General features: G+C 36.9%; 16 protein-coding genes. 3 read left to right on the forward strand and 13 right to left on the reverse strand.

The annotated features are described in order from the left end of the window. Positions 1-51: 51 nt before the first annotated feature. The 3 genes from B4F31_RS02515 to B4F31_RS02525 form a co-directional block, all read right to left on the reverse strand. Entirely contained in the window at positions 52-1641 is a 1590-nt protein-coding gene (locus tag B4F31_RS02515; protein ID WP_286760533.1) for a RagB/SusD family nutrient uptake outer membrane protein, read from the reverse strand. Positions 1642-1650: 9 nt separating this feature from the next. Beyond that, positions 1651-4737, reverse strand: coding sequence for a SusC/RagA family TonB-linked outer membrane protein (locus tag B4F31_RS02520; protein ID WP_286760534.1), 3087 nt, complete (start codon positions 4735-4737; stop codon positions 1651-1653). A 288-nt stretch (positions 4738-5025) separates the two neighbouring features. Continuing rightward, on the reverse strand, positions 5026-5901 hold the full coding sequence (locus B4F31_RS02525; RefSeq protein ID WP_286760535.1) for a diacylglycerol/lipid kinase family protein: 876 nt from the start codon (positions 5899-5901) through the stop codon (positions 5026-5028). Positions 5902-5969: 68 nt separating this feature from the next. On the opposite strand from B4F31_RS02525, the gene B4F31_RS02530 reads away from it, so the two are divergent. Together B4F31_RS02530 and B4F31_RS02535 are read left to right on the forward strand one after the other, a co-directional pair. Further along, positions 5970-6935 (forward strand): App1 family protein, encoded by a 966-nt coding sequence (locus tag B4F31_RS02530; protein WP_286760536.1) that lies wholly within the window; start codon positions 5970-5972, stop codon positions 6933-6935. Positions 6936-7032: 97 nt separating this feature from the next. Continuing rightward, positions 7033-9159 (forward strand): Tex family protein, encoded by a 2127-nt coding sequence (locus B4F31_RS02535; RefSeq protein ID WP_286760537.1) that lies wholly within the window; start codon positions 7033-7035, stop codon positions 9157-9159. A 52-nt stretch (positions 9160-9211) separates the two neighbouring features. Here the strand turns inward: B4F31_RS02535 and B4F31_RS02540 are convergent, their stop codons facing one another. The 8 genes from B4F31_RS02540 to B4F31_RS02575 all read right to left on the reverse strand — a co-directional run bounded on the left by B4F31_RS02540 (position 9212) and on the right by B4F31_RS02575 (position 16959). Beyond that, on the reverse strand, positions 9212-9859 hold the full coding sequence (locus B4F31_RS02540) for a photosystem reaction center subunit H (protein WP_286760538.1): 648 nt from the start codon (positions 9857-9859) through the stop codon (positions 9212-9214). A 17-nt stretch (positions 9860-9876) separates the two neighbouring features. Then, a complete protein-coding gene (locus B4F31_RS02545) occupies positions 9877-10107 on the reverse strand; it encodes a hypothetical protein (protein ID WP_286760539.1) in 231 nt (76 codons plus the stop codon). A gap of 213 nt (positions 10108-10320) precedes the next feature. Next, entirely contained in the window at positions 10321-11127 is an 807-nt protein-coding gene (locus B4F31_RS02550) for a hypothetical protein (protein WP_286760540.1), read from the reverse strand. Positions 11128-11146: 19 nt separating this feature from the next. Next, positions 11147-11788, reverse strand: coding sequence for a hypothetical protein (locus B4F31_RS02555; RefSeq protein ID WP_093304842.1), 642 nt, complete (start codon positions 11786-11788; stop codon positions 11147-11149). A 145-nt stretch (positions 11789-11933) separates the two neighbouring features. Then, positions 11934-12794 carry a dienelactone hydrolase family protein gene (locus tag B4F31_RS02560; protein WP_286760541.1) on the reverse strand — a complete coding sequence of 287 codons (861 nt, stop codon included), beginning with the start codon at positions 12792-12794 and terminating at the stop codon, positions 11934-11936. Positions 12795-12830: 36 nt separating this feature from the next. Then, a complete protein-coding gene (locus B4F31_RS02565) occupies positions 12831-14180 on the reverse strand; it encodes a M28 family metallopeptidase (protein WP_286760542.1) in 1350 nt (449 codons plus the stop codon). Positions 14181-14318: 138 nt separating this feature from the next. Beyond that, entirely contained in the window at positions 14319-14606 is a 288-nt protein-coding gene (locus B4F31_RS02570) for a YtxH domain-containing protein (RefSeq protein WP_075327262.1), read from the reverse strand. A gap of 139 nt (positions 14607-14745) precedes the next feature. Next, entirely contained in the window at positions 14746-16959 is a 2214-nt protein-coding gene (locus B4F31_RS02575; protein ID WP_093304837.1) for a bifunctional alpha,alpha-trehalose-phosphate synthase (UDP-forming)/trehalose-phosphatase, read from the reverse strand. Positions 16960-17055: 96 nt separating this feature from the next. On the opposite strand from B4F31_RS02575, the gene B4F31_RS02580 reads away from it, so the two are divergent. Continuing rightward, a complete protein-coding gene (locus B4F31_RS02580) occupies positions 17056-18855 on the forward strand; it encodes a glycoside hydrolase family 15 protein (protein WP_286760543.1) in 1800 nt (599 codons plus the stop codon). Here the strand turns inward: B4F31_RS02580 and B4F31_RS02585 are convergent. Continuing rightward, positions 18852-19907 (reverse strand): mechanosensitive ion channel family protein, encoded by a 1056-nt coding sequence (locus tag B4F31_RS02585; protein ID WP_093304833.1) that lies wholly within the window; start codon positions 19905-19907, stop codon positions 18852-18854. The genes B4F31_RS02580 and B4F31_RS02585 overlap by 4 nt on opposite strands. A 6-nt stretch (positions 19908-19913) precedes the next feature. Then, positions 19914-21689 (reverse strand): mechanosensitive ion channel family protein, encoded by a 1776-nt coding sequence (locus B4F31_RS02590; protein ID WP_093304831.1) that lies wholly within the window; start codon positions 21687-21689, stop codon positions 19914-19916. Positions 21690-21706 lie beyond the last annotated feature (17 nt).

The following is a 21706-nucleotide window of genomic DNA, read 5'->3' on the forward strand; positions in this document are numbered from 1 at the left end:
AAAATGCAAATGCATTGATAGTCTCTTTAATATAAAAACTATTTCAAGTAATTAGTAACCTTCGTTTTGTTCTAAATTAGGATTAGATGTTAAGGCTGTTGAAGGTATTGGGAACAATACCCTAAAAGCTTCTGTATTATCTTTAAATTCCCAGGTATCAGTATAAGTACCAAATCTAATTTGATCCTGTCTCCTGGTGAATTCCATATAAAGCTCACGACCTCTTTCTTCCAGTAGATCCTGATCTGTAAGGCTTTCCAGCGGAGTAGCCTGTCTTAGTTCACGTAATTCATTAACCAGGCCTAAAGCAGACTCATCTGCAGTTCCACCGCGATGAATAGCTTCAGCTTTCATAAGATGAGCATCTGCATAACGGAAAACGATTAAATTGCCTGGATAAGCTCCATCTGATGGATGGTATTTTAGTAATCTAATACCTGTTCTCTCATTGTTACCTACTAAACCTGGCAATTCTTTGGTATAAACTAAAGGGTTCCCGGTTCTATCGTTTAATTCAGAGCCATCTAAAGCATATTGCTGATTTATAAGAAATCCATATCCAATATAAGATCCATCTTCCATACCGTCGTCATCTTCATCTAAGTCGCCTGCTTCGGCAGTACTTCCTGAAGTAGGTACAAAACCTCTGCGTTCTTCCTGGCCAGAACCTGGAACGTTAACCTGTGGATCACCTTCAAAAAGGTCATAGAATTCAGCTAAAGTTGAAAAACCATTCCAGCCTCCCGGTGGTTGACCCGGTGTACCCTGGTTATAATGTAAGGTACTCCACATACGGGTATCTGCTCCGTAATTGGTTCTAAAAATTATTTCTGTATCAGAAACATCTACATCGGGCTCAAAAATTTCAAAGAATCCACTTTGAAGTGCAAATCCATCTTCAGCAATCGCATCAACGTGATTTATCACTTCATTCATATCTTCGGGAGATGCAGTTCCTGTACCTAAATAAATATGCTTGTTTAGGTGCATTTTTGCTAGTAGAAAGTTTGCAAGTGCCTTAGAAGCTCTATTGGTTTCAGCTCCAGGACCATTGGCTGGTAATTCAGGCAATGCTTCTTCAAGATCTTTCATAGCAAAATCAAAAGCTTCAGCTCGCGACATTACCATTGGGCTAACATCTGGACCCTCATTTACACCTCTAAACGGCACCTGGCCAAATAGATCTATTATCCAGTACATACTGAAGGCTCTTAAAACCTTGGCTTCTGCAACTTGTGCTGCGCTTGCCTCAGGGGTTTCGATGATTTCTGTTAAGGAAAATACACTGGAATTAAAGTTGTTCCAGGTATTTAAAAGATATGGGTGGGTAGCATCCCAGGTGTGCTGGTGCAAGGTTCTCCAAACCCCATTATCTCCCCAGTCTGTTCCCCTGGTTGGAATTAATAATTCATCTGATGTGGCTTCCTGTAAAGCATATAAATTTTCCTGGGTTTGTAAATGTCCCTGGATCGTGTTATACGCGTTATTTATTGAGCCTTCTACGTTACTTACTCCGTCAAATCCCCCATCTGAAGTTTCACGGGATACCGAGTCGGTATCTTCAAGTTCCAGATCGGTACAGGACACGATACTTAGAACTCCTAAAGTAGCTAGTGTTATTTTTAAAATACTCCTTTTCATAATACTTTTTTAAAATGATGCATTTAAACCAAAAGTCACTGTTGTAGGTCTTGGGTATGCGGTATAATCTATACCTGCCGAAGGAACATTATTTAGTGCTTTATTGGTATCTACCTCTGGATCAAGACCTGTGTAATCAGTAATTACAAAAAGGTTTTGACCTGTCAAAGATAATCTCAATGTATTGAATAAACTCTCTTCAGCGATATCAAAGTTATATCCTAAAGTTAGGTTTTGCATTCTTAAAAAATCTCCTTTTTCAAGGAACCTTGTAGATACATCTGGTGCGTTAAGGTTAGATTCTCCATTTCCAATTACATTTTGAGTAACATTTCTACCATTACCAATTGCTCCCGCAGTAAAGAAAGCATTCTCGGTATTGTTATAAATATAGTGCCCAAACTGGCCTGTTAAAAATGCAGATAGATCCCAGTTTAAATATTGTACACTGGTAGAAATACCTAAATTGGTGGTGGGTAGTGCGCTTTTTCCAACAAATTGTTGAACATCTCCATTAGGATAAATAGACTGGCCTGTTTCATCAAAGCCTGCGAACTCCCTTAAGAAATAGGAGAACAGTGGTTGGCCACCAACTAAACGTTGAGCAAAGGCTCCCGTTAATCCCTGTCCGCTAATTCCGCCGGTATCAATAACGCCATCAAAATCTTCAACCATATTATCGTTGTAAGCAATGTTGAAGCCGAAGTTCCAGAATAAATCTTCTTGCTGAATTATATCATAATCTATTGCAAATTCAACCCCTTTATTAATCACATTAGCATCCAGGTTTTGGAATACGAATGGTTGTGGAGAAGGTTGAGCAGAGAAAACCTGGATTAAAAGATCTGTAGTGTTTTTGTAATAAAAATCTAAGGATCCGCTTAACCTATCGTTCATAAAACCATAATCAAGACCGATGTTGGATTGACTGGTTTCTTCCCATTGTAAGTTTGGATTAGCAAATGATACAAGGGTAGTACCTGGGGCATCTATACCGCCTCCATTGTTAATTCCAAAACCTGCCCATCTCTCACGTTGCTGGTATTGGTTATAAGGAATTTCCTGGTTACCGGTAACCCCGTAACCCAATCTTAGTTTTAAAGTAGATATAGCATCTGGGATGAAATCTTCATCACCCATTTGCCAGGCAAAAGCTCCAGAAGGGAAGTAACCGTATTTATTATTTCCACCAAAACGTGTAGAACCATCAGCTCTTAAAGTCGCGGTGAATAAATATTTCCCGGCTAATTCATAATTTAACCTGGTGAAGAAAGATTGCAACTCATCGGTTACATCAAATTTATCACCGGCAATGGCACTGGCTACTATATTTCCTGGGTTAGACACATTATCTGTAGCAATTTCAGGAAAAAGACGATTTACAAAGATATCTTCTCCGGTATAACCATATTGCTGATAAGAACCACTTATAGAACCTTCTATAGCGTCTCTACCGGCTTGAAGTTCATCTATCATCGCATCCATATCCCCGGTTGAGAAACCAAATCCTGAAACATTTATTCCTGAACGACTAAAGTCCTGGAAGGAGTAACCGGCTAATGCGGTGAACTTAGAATTCTCAAATTGTTTTTCGTAATTCACGGTAAGTTCCATTAAGCGGTTGGTAGAATTAATCTCATTGATATAACCTCTACCATTTCCCGGAACACCAGATCCTACCCCTGCGATGTCCCCAGAAAGAGCGGCACCACGGTAGGAGTTAGATTCATCATATCCAAGGGCAACTTTTGCACTTAACTCTGGTAAGATTTTATAATCGGCAGATAGATTAAGTAAAACCCTATCAGTTTCAGTTTCATCCTGGTTATACTTTAATAATGCCAACGGATTTATAAAATCACCACCAGGAGTAAATTCAGGGTCGGCCGGGTAGGTAGGATTAGCAAAATATGCTGTTCCTAATAAATCTCCCTGCGCCCCTGCATTATCTGATATTGGTGCACGTTCATCATTCACTCTTGCAATGGTAGATTGAAGGTTTAGCTTCAATTTATCATCAAATAGCCTATGGGTGATATTTAACCTTCCAGTTAATCGCTCCATAGAGGAATTCTCTATTATCCCCTTTTGGTCGGTATAATTACCAGAAACTCTATAGTTACCACCGGTATAAGAATTAGAATAGGAGAGATTATGAATTTGAGAAAAAGCAGAGCGGGTAATTTCGTCCTGCCAGTCAGTATCTCCACCAAAATCAAGGTCTTCTCTATTACCGCCATAACTTTCGGCAGCGTCTAAGAATTCTTCTCTGTTTAAAAGATCAAATTCGTTAGCCGGAGTTGCAATACCAAGGTTGGTACTGTAATTTAATCTTCCCTGATCTCCTCTACCATCTTTTGTAGTAATAATTACAACCCCGTTAGCTCCCCTGGAACCATATATTGCGGTTGCAGAAGCATCTTTAAGAACGCTCATACTTTCAATATCAGATGGGTTAAGGAAGTTTAGTGGGTTTTTAGCACTAGAAGAACCAAAACCTACATCGTCTCCACCTGCTGATACTTCATCACCAGCCAATGGCACACCGTCTACAACGAAAAGCGGATTGTTACCACCCCTAACCGAAGTTGTACCTCGAATACGAATGTTAACACCGGCGCCAGGTTCTCCACTGGAGGTAGTAACCTGTAAACCGGCTGTTTTACCTTGTATAAGTTCTTCTGGCGAAGAAATTACACCCTGGTTAAATTCATCAGAAGAAACTGTAGAAACCGCCCCAGTGGCATCTCGTCTTTCTACATTTCCATAACCAATAACCACTACTTCGCTAAGGGCATCGGTGTCCTCCTGCATGGTAGCATTAATAGTTGTTCTTCCGTTTACCGAAATCTCTTGTTGGGCATAGCCTACAAAGCTAAATACCAGAACACCATCACCTGGAACATCGTTTAACGAATAATTTCCGTCAAAGTCGGTTACCGTACCATTAGAGGTACCTTTAACCACAACGTTCACTCCCGGTAAGGGCATTTCCCCATCGGTTACCGTTCCTGTTATTGTTTCCTGCGCCTGGACAAATCCGAAGCTGCAGATTGCAAACAGAAACAAACCGATTTTGAGTAATCCTTGTTTCATAAATTTAATTTTACAGTTGATTAATTAAACCATTAAGTTGATGACCTAAATTAGTAAAAAATTATGCTAAATATTAAGTAGTCTATACACGCAAACGTTTTCGTGTTTTCAAAGATGTGAATATTGAAGGGGTTTTTTAGACTAAAATTGAAGCTAAAATTTTATTGAAAATATCGCAATACGAAGTAAACAGCTGTCTTACAGGATTCTAAAAATTAAATGTAATAAATACACGTGATGAAATCGTAATTTTATAATTTTTGTTGATAAAATTTCATTTTATTCCCTTTAATAGGTCATTATTGATAGTTTTTTGGCCGAAATTTTGACAGAAATTTCTTCCTTTTCTCCAATATATTCACCATCAACCTGAAAAGCGACCGGTTTTCTACAAAAAACTCTAGCACTTTTAACCGGTATTATCTCCACAAATTCAGAGTTTACATCAGTTTCATTACGCAAAGTTTTTAGAATCTCCAGGATGTCGAAATTTTTGAATAAAAGGATTTCAAAAACACCATCATCTATTTTTCCTTTGGGATTTACATTAGCACCGGTGCCGTATTTTTTTGCATTGGCAAATGCCAAGAGAATTCCTTTTTTGGTAATAGTTTTATTTTCTAATTCAATTTCAAATTCAAAAGGATATTTACTTTCCCAAAGTGTAGGTATAGATTGTAGCAAATAGCCCATTTTTCCTCTTATTCTGGAATGTTCGTAATTTTTAATTAATTCAGCATTTAATCCCAAATCACTTATGTGCAGGCATAGTTCTCCATTAATTTCAAGCATATCCATTTCTTTATGCTCATTACTCAGCGCTATTTTCAATTGTTCTTCCAGGATGTTGGGAATGCCCAGGTTAACAGCAAGCCCGTTGGCTGAACCTGCAGGAAATATTGCTATAGGAATTAGAAAATTAATTAAAGCTTCTGCTACTTGTTTTATAGTCCCGTCGCCGCCTGCCACAAAAACCCGGTCAAAATTATTTTCGGTAACCAATTTTTGAATTTTCTCACGATCATTTTTGCCGGTGGTTTTATAAGTAATGAGTCCAGCATTAATTTTTAAAAGCTCATAATCAATAGTTTGTATTATATGCTCCTTATTAAGACCTCCTGAAATTGGGTTCACAACAAGTAGTACCTTCTGTATTTCTTTCATATAGCTTCTAAAATATGCTTAAATTTAATTATTTTGGAGTAAGAAAAATTCAATAAAAATCTAAAATTTTGAAGTTAGATCTAAAACTTTATCGTGGTTATGTTAATAATCAGGAGTTGGTTGTATATGGCCATTTATTTAAATCCTGGGCGCCAGATAAGTACAGGCTGGATAGAAAAGGAATAAAACATGCGGTAGCTATTATTCATATGTTTCGCATTAGTCCTTTAAAAAACAGGGAAATCACCTTGAAATTTCGCAATACTACAGTCACCACTAAAACCCTGAACGATGGGTATTTTAGATTTACAATTCCTTTTTCAGAAGAATTAAAAAGCGGCTGGCATGAATACGAGGTGAGTTGTAATATCAAGGATTTTGGAATGATAGAGAAGGGGGAATTATTAAAACCGCACCCATCTAAATACGGTATAATTTCAGATATAGATGATACTTTTCTTATTTCCCATAGCAATAGCTTTTTTAAAAAGTTATATGTGATGCTTTCCAAAAACATCAATAAGCGTAAGATTTTTGATGACGTTGTAGATCATTATAAAGAATTGAGCCGTGCAGGGCAGGACTCTGAGCATGCTTCCAATTCCTTCTTTTATGTTTCCAGCAGTGAGTGGAATTTATATGAGTTTATCAATGAATTCGCCAAGATGCACCAGTTGCCTAAAGCGGTAATTAAACTAAAGAAAATTAAAACGGGGATTTCAGATTTTCTCTCTACCGGCCGCGGAAGCCACGATCATAAATTTGAAAAGATAAAAGATATTATTTCTTTTTATCCCCACATTCCTTATGTACTATTAGGAGACGATTCCCAGAAAGATGCTCATATTTACGAGCGTATATGTAAAATTTTTCCAAAGAGTTTAAAAGCAGTTTATATACGGCAAACCGGAAGAAAAAAGAAGCCGGAAATCACTACAATTCTCAAGAATATAGAAAGCCTTGGCGTAAGTATTTGTTACTTTAAACATAGCAATAAGGCCATAAAACATTCCCGCGCAGAAGGGATTATTTAAAGTTTTTGAATCCTATATGTGCTGAAATTAACTCGCTGTTTAAATATAAAAAACCAAAGTTTAAGTCGATATTTTAATTACTCTGAAATTTCATTTTTTGAACGTACAAGACTATATAAAATCCAGGGCCCAATTGCCCACCAAAAGTATTCAAAATACTATTGCACTTTTAGAAGCCGATGCTACAATTCCGTTTATTTCCCGCTACCGTAAGGAAGCCACCGGCAATTTAGATGAGGTTGCTGTTGAAAAAATTGCGCTGTTACTCAATTCTTTTAACGAACTCGAAAAGCGAAAAGCAGCGGTACTTAAAGCCATAAAGACTCAGAATGAGTTAACCGAAGCTTTAGCGGAAAAAATTAATAAAGCCAACACTTTAACCGAAGTTGAAGACCTTTATTTACCTTTTAAAAAGAAAAGAAAAACAAAGGCTGATGCAGCCAGGGAAGCCGGTTTAGAACCACTTGCCAAAATCTTAATGGCTCAAAATGCAGCCAATATTGACCTCTCGGTAAAACAATTTCTTTCTGAAAATATAAAAACTAAAGAAGAAGCTTTTAACGGGGCCGGGCATATTATTGCAGAATGGATTAATGAAAATACTTATGTTAGAAATTCCCTTAGAAGATTATATGCCCGAAAAGCGCAACTAAGTACCAAATGGGTGAAAACAGAGGAAGAGCACTCAGAAGCTTCCAAATTCACACACTTTGAAAAGTGGGAAGAACCGCTTAAAAGAATTCCTTCACACAGATTTTTGGCTATTTATCGAGCCGAAAAATTGGGGATAATTAAACTAAAAATTGAAGTCGATAAAGCAGAAGCTTTAAACTTAATTGAAAAAGCAATAATTAAAAATCCCGGTTTTTCTGGAGTAAAATATTTAAAAGAAGCGTTTGAAGATGCTTTTACACGATTGCTGAAAAAATCTTTTGCAACAGAATTTCTAAATGAAGCTAAGGAAAAAGCAGATGAAGATGCCATCGGCGTATTTGCTTCAAATCTTGAGCAATTGTTAATGGAAGCCCCTTTGGGTAGCAAACGAATTCTCGCATTGGACCCGGGTTTTAAATCGGGTTGCAAATTGGTGTGTTTAGATGAACAGGGGAATTTATTACATAATGAAACAATATTTCCTCACCCGCCACAGAAGAAAACAGATGCGGCTTCAGCAAAGATTAAAAGTTTGGTAAATGCTTATAAAATTGAAGCTATAGCTATAGGTAATGGCACCGCAGCCAGGGAAACCGAGCAATTTATTAAAAATGTTTATCTACCAAAAGAAGTTTCGGTTTTTACGGTTAATGAAGCAGGAGCTTCTGTTTATTCTGCCTCGAAAATTGCCAGGGAAGAATTTCCTAATTATGATGTTACGGTGCGCGGAGCAGTTTCTATAGGCAGAAGATTAAGTGATCCGCTGGCAGAACTGGTTAAAATAGATCCAAAATCAATAGGAGTAGGGCAGTACCAACACGAAGTAGATCAAAGCAAATTAAAGGAAAAACTTGATGTTGTGGTAATGCGTTGTGTAAATAAAATAGGAGTAAACTTAAATACTGCAAGTAAAGAATTATTGTCTTATGTGTCTGGAATTGGCCCGGGATTGGCACAAAATATTCTGGATTACAGAAAAGAAAATAAACGTTTTACAAGCAGAAAAGAATTGCTAAAAGTGCCACGCCTGGGAGAAAAAGCCTTTGAACAGTCGGCGGGATTTTTACGAATTAAAAATGCTAGGAATCCATTAGATAATTCGGCCGTGCATCCAGAAAGTTACTTTGTGGTAGAAAAAATGGCGAAAAATAATGCCTTGAAGCCGGAAGAACTAATAGGAAATACTGAAGTTCTTGAAAAAATAAAACCGGAAGATTATATTTCTGATAATATTGGATTACTGAGTTTAAAAGATATTCTAGGAGAATTAAAAAAACCTGGAGCCGATCCCAGAGCAAAGAAAAAAGCCTTTAGTTTTGATCCTTCAGTAAAAAGTATTACCGATTTAAAGCCGGGTATGAAACTGCCGGGAATAGTAAATAATATAACCAATTTTGGCTGCTTTGTAGATATTGGAATCAAAGAAAGCGGGCTCATCCATATTTCAAAACTTGCCAATGAATTTATAAGTGATGTAAATTCGGTGGTTAAACTCAACCAGGAACTGGAAGTGACTGTACTTTCTGTAGATGAAGAAAAAAAGAGGGTTCAACTTTCTTTAATAGATTAATACAACGAGGCTGTTGAAAAACTGGTAACAGCCTCGTTTGTTTTTAAACTTTCTAATTTCTTTTTCTAAAATTTGCGCCGTCAAATTCTTCCCGCTCATAAAATTCATCATCAGCGTAGCGATCTTCGCTATAGCGGTCTCTACGTTCATTTTCATTGTCAATAATTTTCCCTTCCCTTTGTTCAGAAATTGGCTTATCGGCATATTCCTCTTCTTTTCGGCGTTGGAGATGCTCGTCTTCTCTTTCGGCAAGAGACGGACGATTATAAGAGCTTAAAACAGTTTCTTCATAATGTCTATCTGGATTAGCACCGCGTTCAATGCGTTTTGTTTCAGCAAAGGTTTGGTGCGTAATTCTTGAAGTATAGATGTATTTTTCACCTTCTTCGAGCTCTACCAGGCCTATGGGTACAATTACGTGATTCTGGCCGTCCTTGTTTACAAACTCCTTAATTTCAGGATCTGCGGGTTTTCCATAGGGATCGTGCCGGGAATCTATAATGGTCTGGTCTACTTCTACGTCTACATAAACTACGCGATCAAGATTTTTATTAATGAGTAAATTATCGACTTTTCCAACTACACGTTTGTCGGCATCTCTTACCACCCAGCCCCGAATATCGGGATAACCGCCTGCAATCTTATAGTCTTTTAATTCACTTAAATAATATAGATTCTTATTCTTTATATCCTTGCTCATAATTCACAGTTTTTCAGTTATGCAATCAATTCTTTTGAATAAAGAAAACTGATCTTGCTATTTTCATTAAAATAAATGCCTGAAGTATCATTCAATTCTTCAATATCATTGGTATCATCAATATTATCAACATCGTCAGTAGTGTCATCATAAGCGAAAACATAAAATAATATGCCCAGTATGATGATAGCGATTAAGAGAATCCAGGGCCAAACCGGTTTTTTCTTTTCAACTTTAATTTCTGCCATAATTTTAGTTTTTGGTTAGACTCTTAAAATTAAATAATCCTGACCTTTAACATAGCTAAGATTACCCCAAACAATTGTTAATTAGATCATAAGCAAAAAAAAGTGGTTCTGGTAAATATCATTTTTAGAAAAGGATTTTAAAGAATTCAAGTGAAAAAAATAGAATTCTGCTAAAAGAAAAAAGTGAAACTTTTCAATTTCCCTTTTGGTAATCTATTTCCTTTTCCGATAATTTTTATCATCGAATTCCTTCTTGTTATAGAAATCTTCATCCTCCTTATGATCTCTTCTGCCTGCGGAAGTATCTGTCTGAGACCGGGAAGTGCCGTGACCTGAACCTTTGTCTTTGTTACTCGTAAAACTTGTCTTCTGAGTATTTTTAGGATTAAAATCATCTTTAATTTCACCCTTTTCACCAGGTTTTTTATGAGTAGGCTCGTTACGAGAAACATCTGAATTTTTTAAGTTTGTTTCCCGATCCTCCCGGATTTTAGTAGCGGTATCATCGTTAAATTCTGCCTGACTCCGATCGTCTCTGTGTTTATCATCTGAAGAAATAGCGCCTCTGTTATAAGAAGCTAAAACAACTTCTTCGTATTCCCGGTCTATATTAGCACCTTTCTTTTTTCTTTTAGTTTCGGCAAAAGTTCTATGATTCACTTTATCTGTATAAATAAATTTATCATCTTCATTTAGCCGTACAAGACCAATAGGAATTATAAGATGTTCTTCACCATCTTTATTCACGAATTCATGTACTCCTTCATTTGCAGAAGACCTGTAGGGATCGTGATTTGCTTCAATAATACTTTTGTCTACTTCTACATCCAGGTAAACAACACGTTCTGTATTTTTATTTACAAGAAGATTATCCACTTGCCCTATCACGCGCTGGTCTACATCTTTTACTTTCCAACCACGAACATCTGGATCCTCACTTGAAACTTTATAATCCGAAAGTTCGTTTAGATAGAACAAATGTTTATCTCTACTTCTGTTATTATTATCATTACTTGCCATAATCTCTTTAATTTTTTAATTAGCTCATTTTCATATTCTGTACTACATCGCCGGCTTCTTTATAAAAAGAATTAACTGCGTCCTTTTGATCAAGGGTAGGAGTTGATGGCTCAATACTTTCTAATGCGGTTCTTACTTCCTGAACATCCTGTGATATGTCTGGGAATTTTTCTTCCTGCATTTTCTCCATCAGGTCCACTATCTTACCACCAACATCATTAATTGTATTAGCGTGAGTAAGCTTCTGTGGGTCCTCTTTAATATCTCTAACATCATCTTTTAACTCCTGAATTTCAATTTCAGTATCTATATTAGCTTCTTCTGATCTGTTTTCAAGAGCATTGATGAGATAGATTAAGGCCTCACTACTATATTCATGGTCAATTCCCATTTTTTCGCGGTCACCAATATGGGTAAGGTATTTAGAGACACTTTCATCTCCGGAAAGGTTATCATCTTCCCAGCGTGCAGTTTCAGTATCTTCTTCTTCCTCGGTTTCCATAGGTGTTGCAACCTGTTCGGTGTTTTCCTCTTCATTAAAATCATCATCGTCGTCACCGTTATCGGCGATTACAAAATATACTATTACTGCAAGGATTATTAGACCAAGGAGAATCCAGGGCCAAATAGGTTTTTTCTTTTCAATTTTAATTTCTGCCATAATTCTAGTTTTCTGGTTAGATTCTTAAAGTTAAATAATCTACTTCTTAATAATACTAAGGTTAGCCCAAACTATTGTTAATTAGGTTATAATCAAAAAAGGCATCCCAATGGAATGCCTTTTTAAAAAGAATATTTAATAAATTTTATTTCAGAAGATCTTTGAGTCGGTTCCAGGCTTTATCGTGTGCTTCTTTATTTGCTTTTTCGGCATCGGTTTGGTGTCCACTTCTCATAAAAGCGTGACCGGCGCCTTCGTAGATTTCATATTTATATGTCTTGCCGGCTTCTTTCATCATTTTTTCACTCGCCTCAATGGTAGAATTTACCCTATTATCATCACCGCCGTAATAGCCATAAACAGGAGCCGACATATTAACAATTGCTTCTGCATCTTCAGGACCGGTTCCGTAGAAAACGTGTGCGGAAGAGATATCCTGGTTGTTGGTAGCATACCTAAAAGTTTGCGAGCCACCCCAGCAAAACCCAACTACAGCAACTTCTCCGGTTGATGCGGAATCCTCCTTAATATAGTTGAAGGCAGCATCAAGATCTGCAGTTACCTGTTCTGGGTCTAAGGCATAAATGGCATCTCTTGCAGCATCAGGATTTTCAAAATCTGTGGTTCGACGTTTACCTTGTGTATTTGAAATCAGATCTGGAGCGATCACCAAATAGGCGGCTTCAGCAAGTTTATCGGCAAACAACCTTGCCCAATCATTTAATCCACGGTTTTCGTGAATTACAATTACAGATTTTGTAGCCTCATTTGTTTCAGGATAGGCTACAAAAGCCTGAAATTCCCTCTCACCGTGAGATATAGTAACCCATTCGTGATGTCTTGGAGAATCAGAAAGTTCTTCGGCTTCAGTTTTTTGAGCTATTGTCGTATCAGCTTCAACTTGCGCTTCTTCTTTATTAGACCCTTTTTTATCATTTTTATTTCCGCAGGAAAAAAGGGAAAACGCAAAGAAAAACAGCAGCAATATGTGGTTTAAATGTTTCATAACTATAAAATTTTAATTGAATATTCTTTCAATTTTCTATCTGAAAACTCCTGAAGGAAAAACTACAACACTTTCGTGACCGTCTTTTCCTACTGTAGCAACTCCAAAGAAGAAATTATCTATAACAATTCCATCAAGAGTGAATTCATTTACGTCACCTACAAAACGGGAATATTGCCACTGCGCTTCAGTAGTTTCTCTCCAGTAAATTTTATAGCCGGCGATATCAGCTTCAACTTTATCCCATCTTAATTTTGCTGAAGGTTCTACAATTCCTCCAATTTCAACATTCTCAGGTGCCGGTGGAGCCCAGGCAAGGCTAGCCATATTTATAGCATTTACTGCGGTAAGTTTTTCAGCATAATCAAAATTAACACCTTCTATAACATCGCCATATTCAATACCGTTTTCGGTTCTAATATCCTGGTGTTGTCGGTTATAATTTTCGTGCGCTTCCATAATCCTGATTCCGGCGAAGCCAAGATCGTTGAATGGCCTGTGGTGACCCCCACGACCAAAACGGTCTAAACGATAGATCATCATCGGGTTCATTTCTGGCATATAGGTTTCTGTAGTTTTATGTACATAACGAGCAAGTTGTCGTGAAATTCCATCTACTTCACCGCCGTAAAATCTACGCATTGTTCTTTCTCTTTCAGATTCATTTGGAGGAACGGGTTCGGAAAATATTCTAAAAGTTCGGTTATCAATTACGCCATCTACACCTTCAATATTCCCAATCATATCATTATTCAAAACTCCAATAATCTCCCAATTGTTTTCTTTAGCATATTCGGCCAGTCCTTTTCCTCCAAAAAGACCTTGCTCTTCTCCAGAAAGTCCAACATATACCACGCTGCTTTCAAATTCATATTGAGATAAAACCCTGGCGGCTTCCATAGCACCAGCCATACCGCTGGCATTATCGTTGGCACCGGGCGCATCGGTTTCAAAATCCATAGTATTGCTGGCGCGGGAATCTATATCGCCGCTCATAATAATATAGCGGTTTGGATATTTGGTTCCTTTTTGTACCGCAACCACATTTACCACCCAGGCATCATGTGGTATGCGTTCCCCATCCTCTGTAGTAACAAAGTCTTTTTGGTAAAAAACATCAAGACAATTATCGCAATTATTAGATATATTATCGAATTCAGATTTTATCCATCTACGTGCGGCACCTATTCCACGGGTGTCAGAAATTGTATCACTAAATGTATTCCTTGTTCCAAAACCAGCAAGTTTCCTAATATCGGCTTCAATCCTATCTGCAGAAATGCTATCTATTATTTCGTAAATACGCTCATCGGTTTGCGCATTTGTTTGTTGAAAAATGAGTCCCGAAAATAGGAGTAGGGCAAGACTGGGTATATTTCTAATCATAAAATTATTTTTTTAAGCTTCTAAAATACCTAATGTTTGGGTGATTTCACAATTAAATACGCTTTAGAAGTAATATGAAACAAAAAAATCCCGACAAATAATGCCGGGATTTTAAATCACATTCTAATTAACTACAATTTAGCTTGCTTTCATATTATGAATTTCAGCTTTTGCTTCGTGTGCTTTTTGGTCAGCTTTCGAGTTAGAAAGGCTGGCTTTAGTTTTGTTCTTTAAAGCATCAACTTTGTGGCTTAAAGAGTCAGAAAATTCATTGAATTTTCCTTTAGTTCCTTGTATAGCTTCGTTGCTTGAATCTGAAATCGCCTTTCTGGTATCTGCACCTTTTTTAGGGGCAAATAATAGTCCTAAGGCCGCTCCTGCAGCTGCTCCTGATATTAATCCTAATAACATTTTTCCTGATTTCATCGATCTAAGTTTTTAAGTTTTGGTTCGTATTTTTGTTTAATGTAAAATTAGATCATAATCACGCCGTTACCATATTTTTGAAGTTAAGTTATGCATAAACTTTCTTAGAAAATGTCAAGGAATTTAACAGTTTAAAGGCTTATGAATTTTCAGCAAACTTTTTAAGTATATCCCTTACCTTTAAAGTGTCTTCAACATAATAACGTGCACTGGTTTTTTTCATTCCAACTTTAACCGTAAAAGAATTTTCTGGAAGTTCCTCAAACATATATTCATCTGTCCAGTCGTCTCCAATGGCAAAGATGAAATCGTAATCTTTGCCTACCAGTTTTTTATTGGAAGCTTTTCCTTTATTTACTCCGCTACTTTTTATTTCCAGTACTTTATTTCCTTCAAGAACGCTAAGTCCGCGATTTGAGATTAATTCTTTTAAAACATTTGAAAGCTCATTGGCCCTTATTTCACCAAGTTCGGGATCGGCTTTTCTATAATGCCAGGCTAGTGAATAGTTTTTATCTTCTATAAATGTACCGGGCGTTCTATCTACAAAAGTTTCAATTACCGGGCGCACCGCACTCATCCAATCGTTATTCACGTTTTCTGAAAGTTCCCATTCGCTATCTTTTTGGCGCATCCAAACCCCGTGTTCTGAAATAAGTTCTACAGGAATTTCCTGCCACCACGCACCAAGGGTGTCTTTATCCCTACCACTAATAAGAACTACATCTGTATTTGCTGATTGATTTAATTTGTGAACTAAATCTATTAATTCCTGGTCTGGTTTTGCTTTTTCGGGCTTATCGGTAAAGTTTACTAATGTACCGTCGTAGTCCAGGAATAGGATTCGGTTCTTCGCATTTTTAAATTTCTCCAGAATTTCATCTGAAACTTTAGAGGAAATTCTTCTCGCTTTAAACGCATCTCTATCCTGACTCGTTTCATGTAAGGCTTTCATAAAATCGTTTGCCCATTTTTCTACACTATAGCGTTTCAGTCGCTTTTGAAGTATTTTATTGCGCTGCTTTTGTTCTTCTTCAGGCATTTCAATTGCCTGGATTAAAGTTTCGGAAATCTGCTCAAAATTATTCGGATTAATAATTAACGCCTCGTTCATCTCGTGTGCGGCACCAGCCATTTCACTTAAAATAAGTACTCCGGTTTGATTTATTCTTGTAGCCACAAATTCTTTGGCAACCAGGTTCATCCCGTCCCTAATTGGTGTTAATAGTGCAATATCACAACTCGTATAAAGGTCAATTAAATTTTCAAAAGGCATAGAGCGGTAAAAATACCAGATAGGCGTCCAGCTCACGGTAGAGAATTTACCGTTTATTCTTCCAACTAATTCATCTATTTCCCTTTTTAAACGTTGATATTGCGGCACGTTAGATCTTGATGGTACGGCAAGCATCACCAATCTTACTTTTTCAATGAATTCTGGATGGTTATCAAGAAAATATTCAAAAGCCCTAATTCTATTGGCGATACCTTTTGTATAATCCAGGCGGTCTATACTTAGAATAAGTTTAGCTTCAGGGGTTTCATTGGTATGATGGTCTAACCTGCGCTGTAACTCGGTACGTTGCTCTTCGGTATTTTTAAAATGATTTAAAGCGGCGTCTTCAAATTTGTTATAATCTATTCCCATTGGGAAAGAATCTACTTTTACAATTCTCTCGGGCAGGGTAATTTCATTAAAACTTACCTGGTGACGTAAAATTCGACTTACAGAACTTAAAAAATGTCTTTCATAATCGTAGGTATGGAAACCAATTAGATCTGCACCCAATACTCCTTTTAAAACTTCATCCCGCCAGGGCAGGGTTCTAAAAACCTCGTAAGAAGGAAATGGAATATGATTAAAAAAGCCAATAATGGCTTCAGGCTGTTGTTCCCTAATCATATTTGGGACTAAAAGTAATTGATAATCGTGTACCCAAATGTGATCGCCATCTTCATAATGTTTCAGAACTTCTTCGGCATATTTTTTATTTACGCTTTTATAAATTTCCCAATGATCTTTATCGGCTTCGGTATATTCCATAAAATAATGGAAAAGCGGCCATATGGTACGATTACTAAACCCGTAATAAAATCCTTCAATTTCTTCTTCACTAAGATTTACAGCAACACAATCTTCTTTTCGGGCTTTTTCCTTAACATCTTCTAAAAGATTTTCCGGAATTTCCTCTTCGGTAAGTCCGCTCCAACCAATCCAAATACTATCACCATCCTTATGGAATGATTTTAAGCCTGTTGCGAGCCCACCTACGCTTGGCGTAACTTCAAGATTATTATTTTCTAGGTTAATTTGTAATGGCAATCGGTTGGAAATTATTATTGTCTTACTCATAATTATATGTGAATGCTGTTGTTGCGAAATTGATTTTTATTAAATTTCCGAAAATCATTTTACACGACAAGTCTTTTTAAAGAATTTTAAGAGTATATGGAGAATTTAGATTACGGAATTATAGGGAATTGTAAGAGTGCTGCGCTAATATCAAAAACAGGTTCGTTAGAATGGTGTTGTTTGCCAAATTTTGCATCGGCTGCGGTTTTTGCAAAACTACTTGATGAGAAAAAGGGAGGAAGTTTTGAAATTATAGTAGACGATTCTTATAAAATAACCCAGGAATATCTTTGGGAAACCAATATTTTAAATACCGAATTTACCGATGGAACAAACTCTTTTCAGGTTATAGATTTTATGCCCCGTTATCCTCGGGAAGATGGTTCTTTTTACGCCCCGCCAGATGTAATAAGGTTTATAAGATTAATTAGCGGAAAGCCTAAGTTTAAAGTAAAATATGATCCTCGTTTAGATTTTGCCCGTGAAAAAACCTACAATGAATATAAAGGAAATTATATAAAAAGTTTTACCAAAGAAGGTAAATACGATTCCCTTTTTCTATACTCGAATTTGGATCTTAACGATGTTTTAGAAGGTAAAGAACTGGAATTAACCGGAAACGCATATTTTTTACTTGGTTACCATGAAAAGCTTATTACCCAGTCTTTAGATCGCTCTTATTTAAAATTTCAGCGTACCAAAACCTATTGGATGAATTGGAGCGCAAAGACTACCCGCTATACGCATTACGAAAATGAAATAATGCGTAGTGCTTTGGTTTTAAAATGCCTTAGTTACAAAAAATCTGGTGCGGTTTTAGCCGCAGCCACCACTTCTTTGCCCGAAACAATTGGCGAAGAACGCAACTGGGATTACCGTTTCTGCTGGATTCGTGATGCTTCTATGGTAATTAAAGTAATGGCAGGCCTTGGCCATATAAAATCGGCTAAAGATTTTCTTCAATTTATCATAGATATTATCCCCGATAAAGATGAAAAGATCCAGATTATGTACGGAATTAATGGTGAAAAAGAGCTTACCGAGCATATTTTAGATCATTTATCTGGTTATAAGGATTCCCATCCTGTAAGAACCGGAAATGCCGCCTATATTCAGAAGCAGAACGATATCTACGGAATTTTGATGGAGGTGATCTATCAGCAGTTTAATCAGTTTGAGACTTCTTTAGAAAATTCTGAAGAACTCTGGACCGTGGTGCGCGGAATTGTAAAAATTGTAGAAGAAAACTGGCAAAAACCAGATAAAGGAATTTGGGAATTACGTACCGAAGACCGGCATTTTGTGTTTTCAAAACTACTTTGCTGGGTGGCGATAGACAGAGCCATAAAAATTGGTGAAGTTTTGAGAATGGGTATTAATGATACGCATTGGAAATCTCTACGAGCTGAAATTTATAACGATATTTACAATAACGGCTGGAATGAAGAAGTGCAAGCTTATACCCAATATTATGGTTCTAAAGATTTAGATGCTTCTACCTTATTAATGGAACAATATGGATTTATTGAAGCCAAAGATCCTCGCTTTGTAAGTACGGTACACGCCACTGAAAAGGAATTATGTAAAGACGGGTTAATGTACCGTTATAAAAATAAGGATGATTTTGGAGAACCAACTTCTTCTTTTACGATTTGTACGTTTTGGTTAATTGATAGTCTTTTCAAAATAGGAGAGAAGAAGAAAGCCAAACAAATGTTTGATCAGTTACTTTCTTACAGTAATCACTTAGGCTTGTTTAGTGAAGACATAGATTTTGAAACCAAAAGGTTGCTGGGTAATTTCCCTCAAGCCTATTCGCATTTAGCTTTAATAGAAACCGCTGCCAATTTTAGTTTGGGGACAACCTCTGAAGAAACCTGGCTTAGCGAGTTTTAATTCTCATCTTGCTTATTATCTTCTTTATTAATTTGCACGCGACTTTTAGGGAGGCTCTCGGGATAATTTTCTTTTAGAAAATCTATGAGTTTCTCCCTAATAAATACGCGTAAATCAAAAGCGGTTGGAGAATCTTTAGCGCTTACCAAAATCCTTATTTCCATAGACCTATCGGTAGCATCAGTTACCTGTACTACTTTAGCTTGTTTATCCCAAAGCGGGGTCGTTTCCAGTAACCTATCCAGTTCTTCTCTAATCTTTTCAACAGGAACGGTATAATCTGTATACAAAAACACGGTTCCTAATAAATCGGCAGAATTCTTGGTCCAGTTTTGAAAAGGTGTTTCAATAAAATAAGTAGAAGGCACTACCAGTCTCCTTTTGTCCCAAACTTTAATTACCACGTAAGTGAGCGTAATTTCTTCAATCCAACCCCATTCGCCTTCAACAATTACTGCATCCTGCAGCCTTATTGGTTGAGTAAAAGCAATTTGAATTCCCGCGAGTAGCGTTCCAATAGCTTTTTGTGCCGAAAAACCTATAATAATCCCTGCAATTCCTGCTGAAGTTAATACACTTACCCCAACCGAGCGTATGCTTTCAAAACTCATGAGAGCAATTCCTATGGCCAGAATAACGATAATAAAAATGATAATATTTTCAAGGATATTAAACTGAGTATAAATTTTCCTCGCTTTTAAATTATCAGATGTGTTTACGTCATACCGTTTCAGCATTCGGTTTTTAAGAATTTTTAGCGTTAAAATAATTAACCAGGTAACACTTAAAATTATTCCCAGGGTACTTATGGGTTGAAGAAGATTGTATGTGTATTCGTAAATAAAAATCTTACTTAGCAGGGCAACTTTCAAAATTAAAGCAGCCAGAAGTATTAATAATGGAACCCAAACCCTTTGTGCAAAATTTACCGGTAGTATGTTTCGGGGATCTTTGCCTATTTTCTTCAGGATATAAAACGCTATTAAGAAGCAAACAAGCAGGCTAATTACACCTGCAAGAATATATCTAAACGTTAAAGGGTCTAAGCTCATAAGTAATTATTTATTGGCTTTTTTAGAATCTTCGGCTGTAAAATGAGGTTTTTTTAATTCAACACGTGATCTGCTAAAGTATATGCCTTCTTCCAATTCTTTAATATAGGCTACCATTTCTTCTCTTAACTTGCAATGAAGTTCCCAGGCGATGGTGGCAGTTTTGGCACTGCAAATGGCTCTAAGTTTTAGCGATTTTTCGGTCATTTCGGTGACCTGCAGCATTGGTGGATGTTCTTCGTCCCATTCTTCAGAGTTCTCAACTAATTCTTTAAATTTCGTTCTAAGTTTATCTACATCTACCCGGTAATCTACATAAAATTCAATTTCATTTATGGAATGCGGACTTGTAATAGAAAGATTTTCGAAAGTATCAGAAATCACTGTTTTGAGAGGAACAATTAAGCGTCTAAGGTCCCAGGTTCTCACAATCATATAAGTAAACCTAATATCCTCGACATAACCCCAGCGATCATCTATAATCACCGTGTCCCCAATTCTTGCCGGTTTGGTGAGTGCTATTTGAATTCCTGCAATAATATTTCCTAAAGTGCTTTGTGCCGCTATACCTAAAATTATGGTGGCTAATCCTGCGGAAGCCAGCATAGAAATCCCCAGCTTCTCTAAAGATCGAAATTGAGAAAGAATAATTGCTGTACCCACAATTACCACGGTAAAAGTTAAAATTCTCCTGGCCACAGATAAATAGGTGAAAAGTTGTCTTGATTCGTGACTGTTTTCTGAAGTAACATCGCCTATTTTATTTTCGGCAACATAACGCATTGCAAAATCCAGAATTCGCATAAAAAACCAGGTTATTGAAGCAATAACCACTGCGAGTAAAAGAGCATAAACTGTACTCGAAAAAGCACCAGAATAAGAAATGAGATTATTAAGAGTAATATAGAAAAACAAAACCCCCGTAGCTAAAGCCGCAGGAAGACCCAACCTTTTAGATAAAGCCAGGATAAGTGGTTTGGTAAAAGATTTTGCAATTTTTCTAATTAATAAAATAACCACTCTTCCCAAAAGGTAGGAAACTATTAATAACAAAATGGTTAAAACGGGTTTCCATAGGGGCACAGTTCCAATTTGTGCCTGGGACCAGTTGGGCATATGCCGGTCTAAAAAGGTGGGACCGTAAACTTGGTAAAGCTCTTCCGTATTTTCTACAGTATTTGCTGAAATTAACCAAAAAGCTCCGTAATCTTGGTATTTTACTCTTTGTAGCCTAAAAATAATATCGCGGTCTTCTATGCTTGCTTCACCAAAAACCACGCTTCTTCTGGGTTCCCCTGCAACTGCCTGGTTGGTGGTGGTTCTAATATCTACCTGCCCATCGGGGCGGTCGGGTAAGCCATGCCAATCTATTGCTACCCGTTGATCCATCACAAAATAAAGCTTTTGAGCTATATCTATTGCCTCTTTCTCACTTATAGTATTAGGCATTAAATTGAGGTTTAGAGCATAGGCAGCATCTTTAAAATTTTTATTTCTGCAGCTAATTACAAAATGCTCTAAAGTAGCTTGCGGAGTTTGTAAATTGAATCTATTGGGGGGAGAACCAAGCGGATTATTTAACCTGGTTATTGAATAATAAGCTTCATTATAATCTTTTAAACTATTAGGCAAATAATTAGAATCAGTAGAATCTGCTATTTTTTCTTCGGAAGGAAGTTCATCTTCAGTGCTAGTGGAATCTTGTTGGGAGGCAAAGCCTGAAGTCTGGATCCAAAAGACACAGAAAGAACTTAACAATAGCAATCTAATACGGTTTATCATACCTCTAATTATTGAAA

The organism is Salegentibacter sp. UBA1130 (assembly GCF_002311535.1).
GTDB classification, from domain to species: Bacteria; Bacteroidota; Bacteroidia; order Flavobacteriales; family Flavobacteriaceae; genus Salegentibacter; species Salegentibacter agarivorans.

Excerpts from the sequence above, each read along its gene's own strand:
- B4F31_RS02525 (WP_286760535.1), bottom strand. The coding sequence starts at position 5,901 with ATGAAAGAAATACAGAAGGTACTACTTGTTGTGAACCCAATTTCAGGA.
- B4F31_RS02560 (WP_286760541.1), bottom strand. The coding sequence starts at position 12,794 with ATGAAACATTTAAACCACATATTGCTGCTGTTTTTCTTTGCGTTTTCC.
- B4F31_RS02555 (WP_093304842.1), bottom strand. The coding sequence starts at position 11,788 with ATGGCAGAAATTAAAATTGAAAAGAAAAAACCTATTTGGCCCTGGATT.
- B4F31_RS02550 (WP_286760540.1), bottom strand. The coding sequence starts at position 11,127 with ATGGCAAGTAATGATAATAATAACAGAAGTAGAGATAAACATTTGTTC.
- B4F31_RS02515 (WP_286760533.1), bottom strand. The coding sequence starts at position 1,641 with ATGAAAAGGAGTATTTTAAAAATAACACTAGCTACTTTAGGAGTTCTA.
- B4F31_RS02580 (WP_286760543.1), top strand. The coding sequence starts at position 17,056 with ATGGAGAATTTAGATTACGGAATTATAGGGAATTGTAAGAGTGCTGCG.
- B4F31_RS02540 (WP_286760538.1), bottom strand. The coding sequence starts at position 9,859 with ATGAGCAAGGATATAAAGAATAAGAATCTATATTATTTAAGTGAATTA.
- B4F31_RS02520 (WP_286760534.1), bottom strand. The coding sequence starts at position 4,737 with ATGAAACAAGGATTACTCAAAATCGGTTTGTTTCTGTTTGCAATCTGC.
- B4F31_RS02575 (WP_093304837.1), bottom strand. The coding sequence starts at position 16,959 with ATGAGTAAGACAATAATAATTTCCAACCGATTGCCATTACAAATTAAC.
- B4F31_RS02565 (WP_286760542.1), bottom strand. The coding sequence starts at position 14,180 with ATGATTAGAAATATACCCAGTCTTGCCCTACTCCTATTTTCGGGACTC.
- B4F31_RS02585 (WP_093304833.1), bottom strand. The coding sequence starts at position 19,907 with ATGAGCTTAGACCCTTTAACGTTTAGATATATTCTTGCAGGTGTAATT.
- B4F31_RS02570 (WP_075327262.1), bottom strand. The coding sequence starts at position 14,606 with ATGAAATCAGGAAAAATGTTATTAGGATTAATATCAGGAGCAGCTGCA.
- B4F31_RS02590 (WP_093304831.1), bottom strand. The coding sequence starts at position 21,689 with ATGATAAACCGTATTAGATTGCTATTGTTAAGTTCTTTCTGTGTCTTT.
- B4F31_RS02545 (WP_286760539.1), bottom strand. The coding sequence starts at position 10,107 with ATGGCAGAAATTAAAGTTGAAAAGAAAAAACCGGTTTGGCCCTGGATT.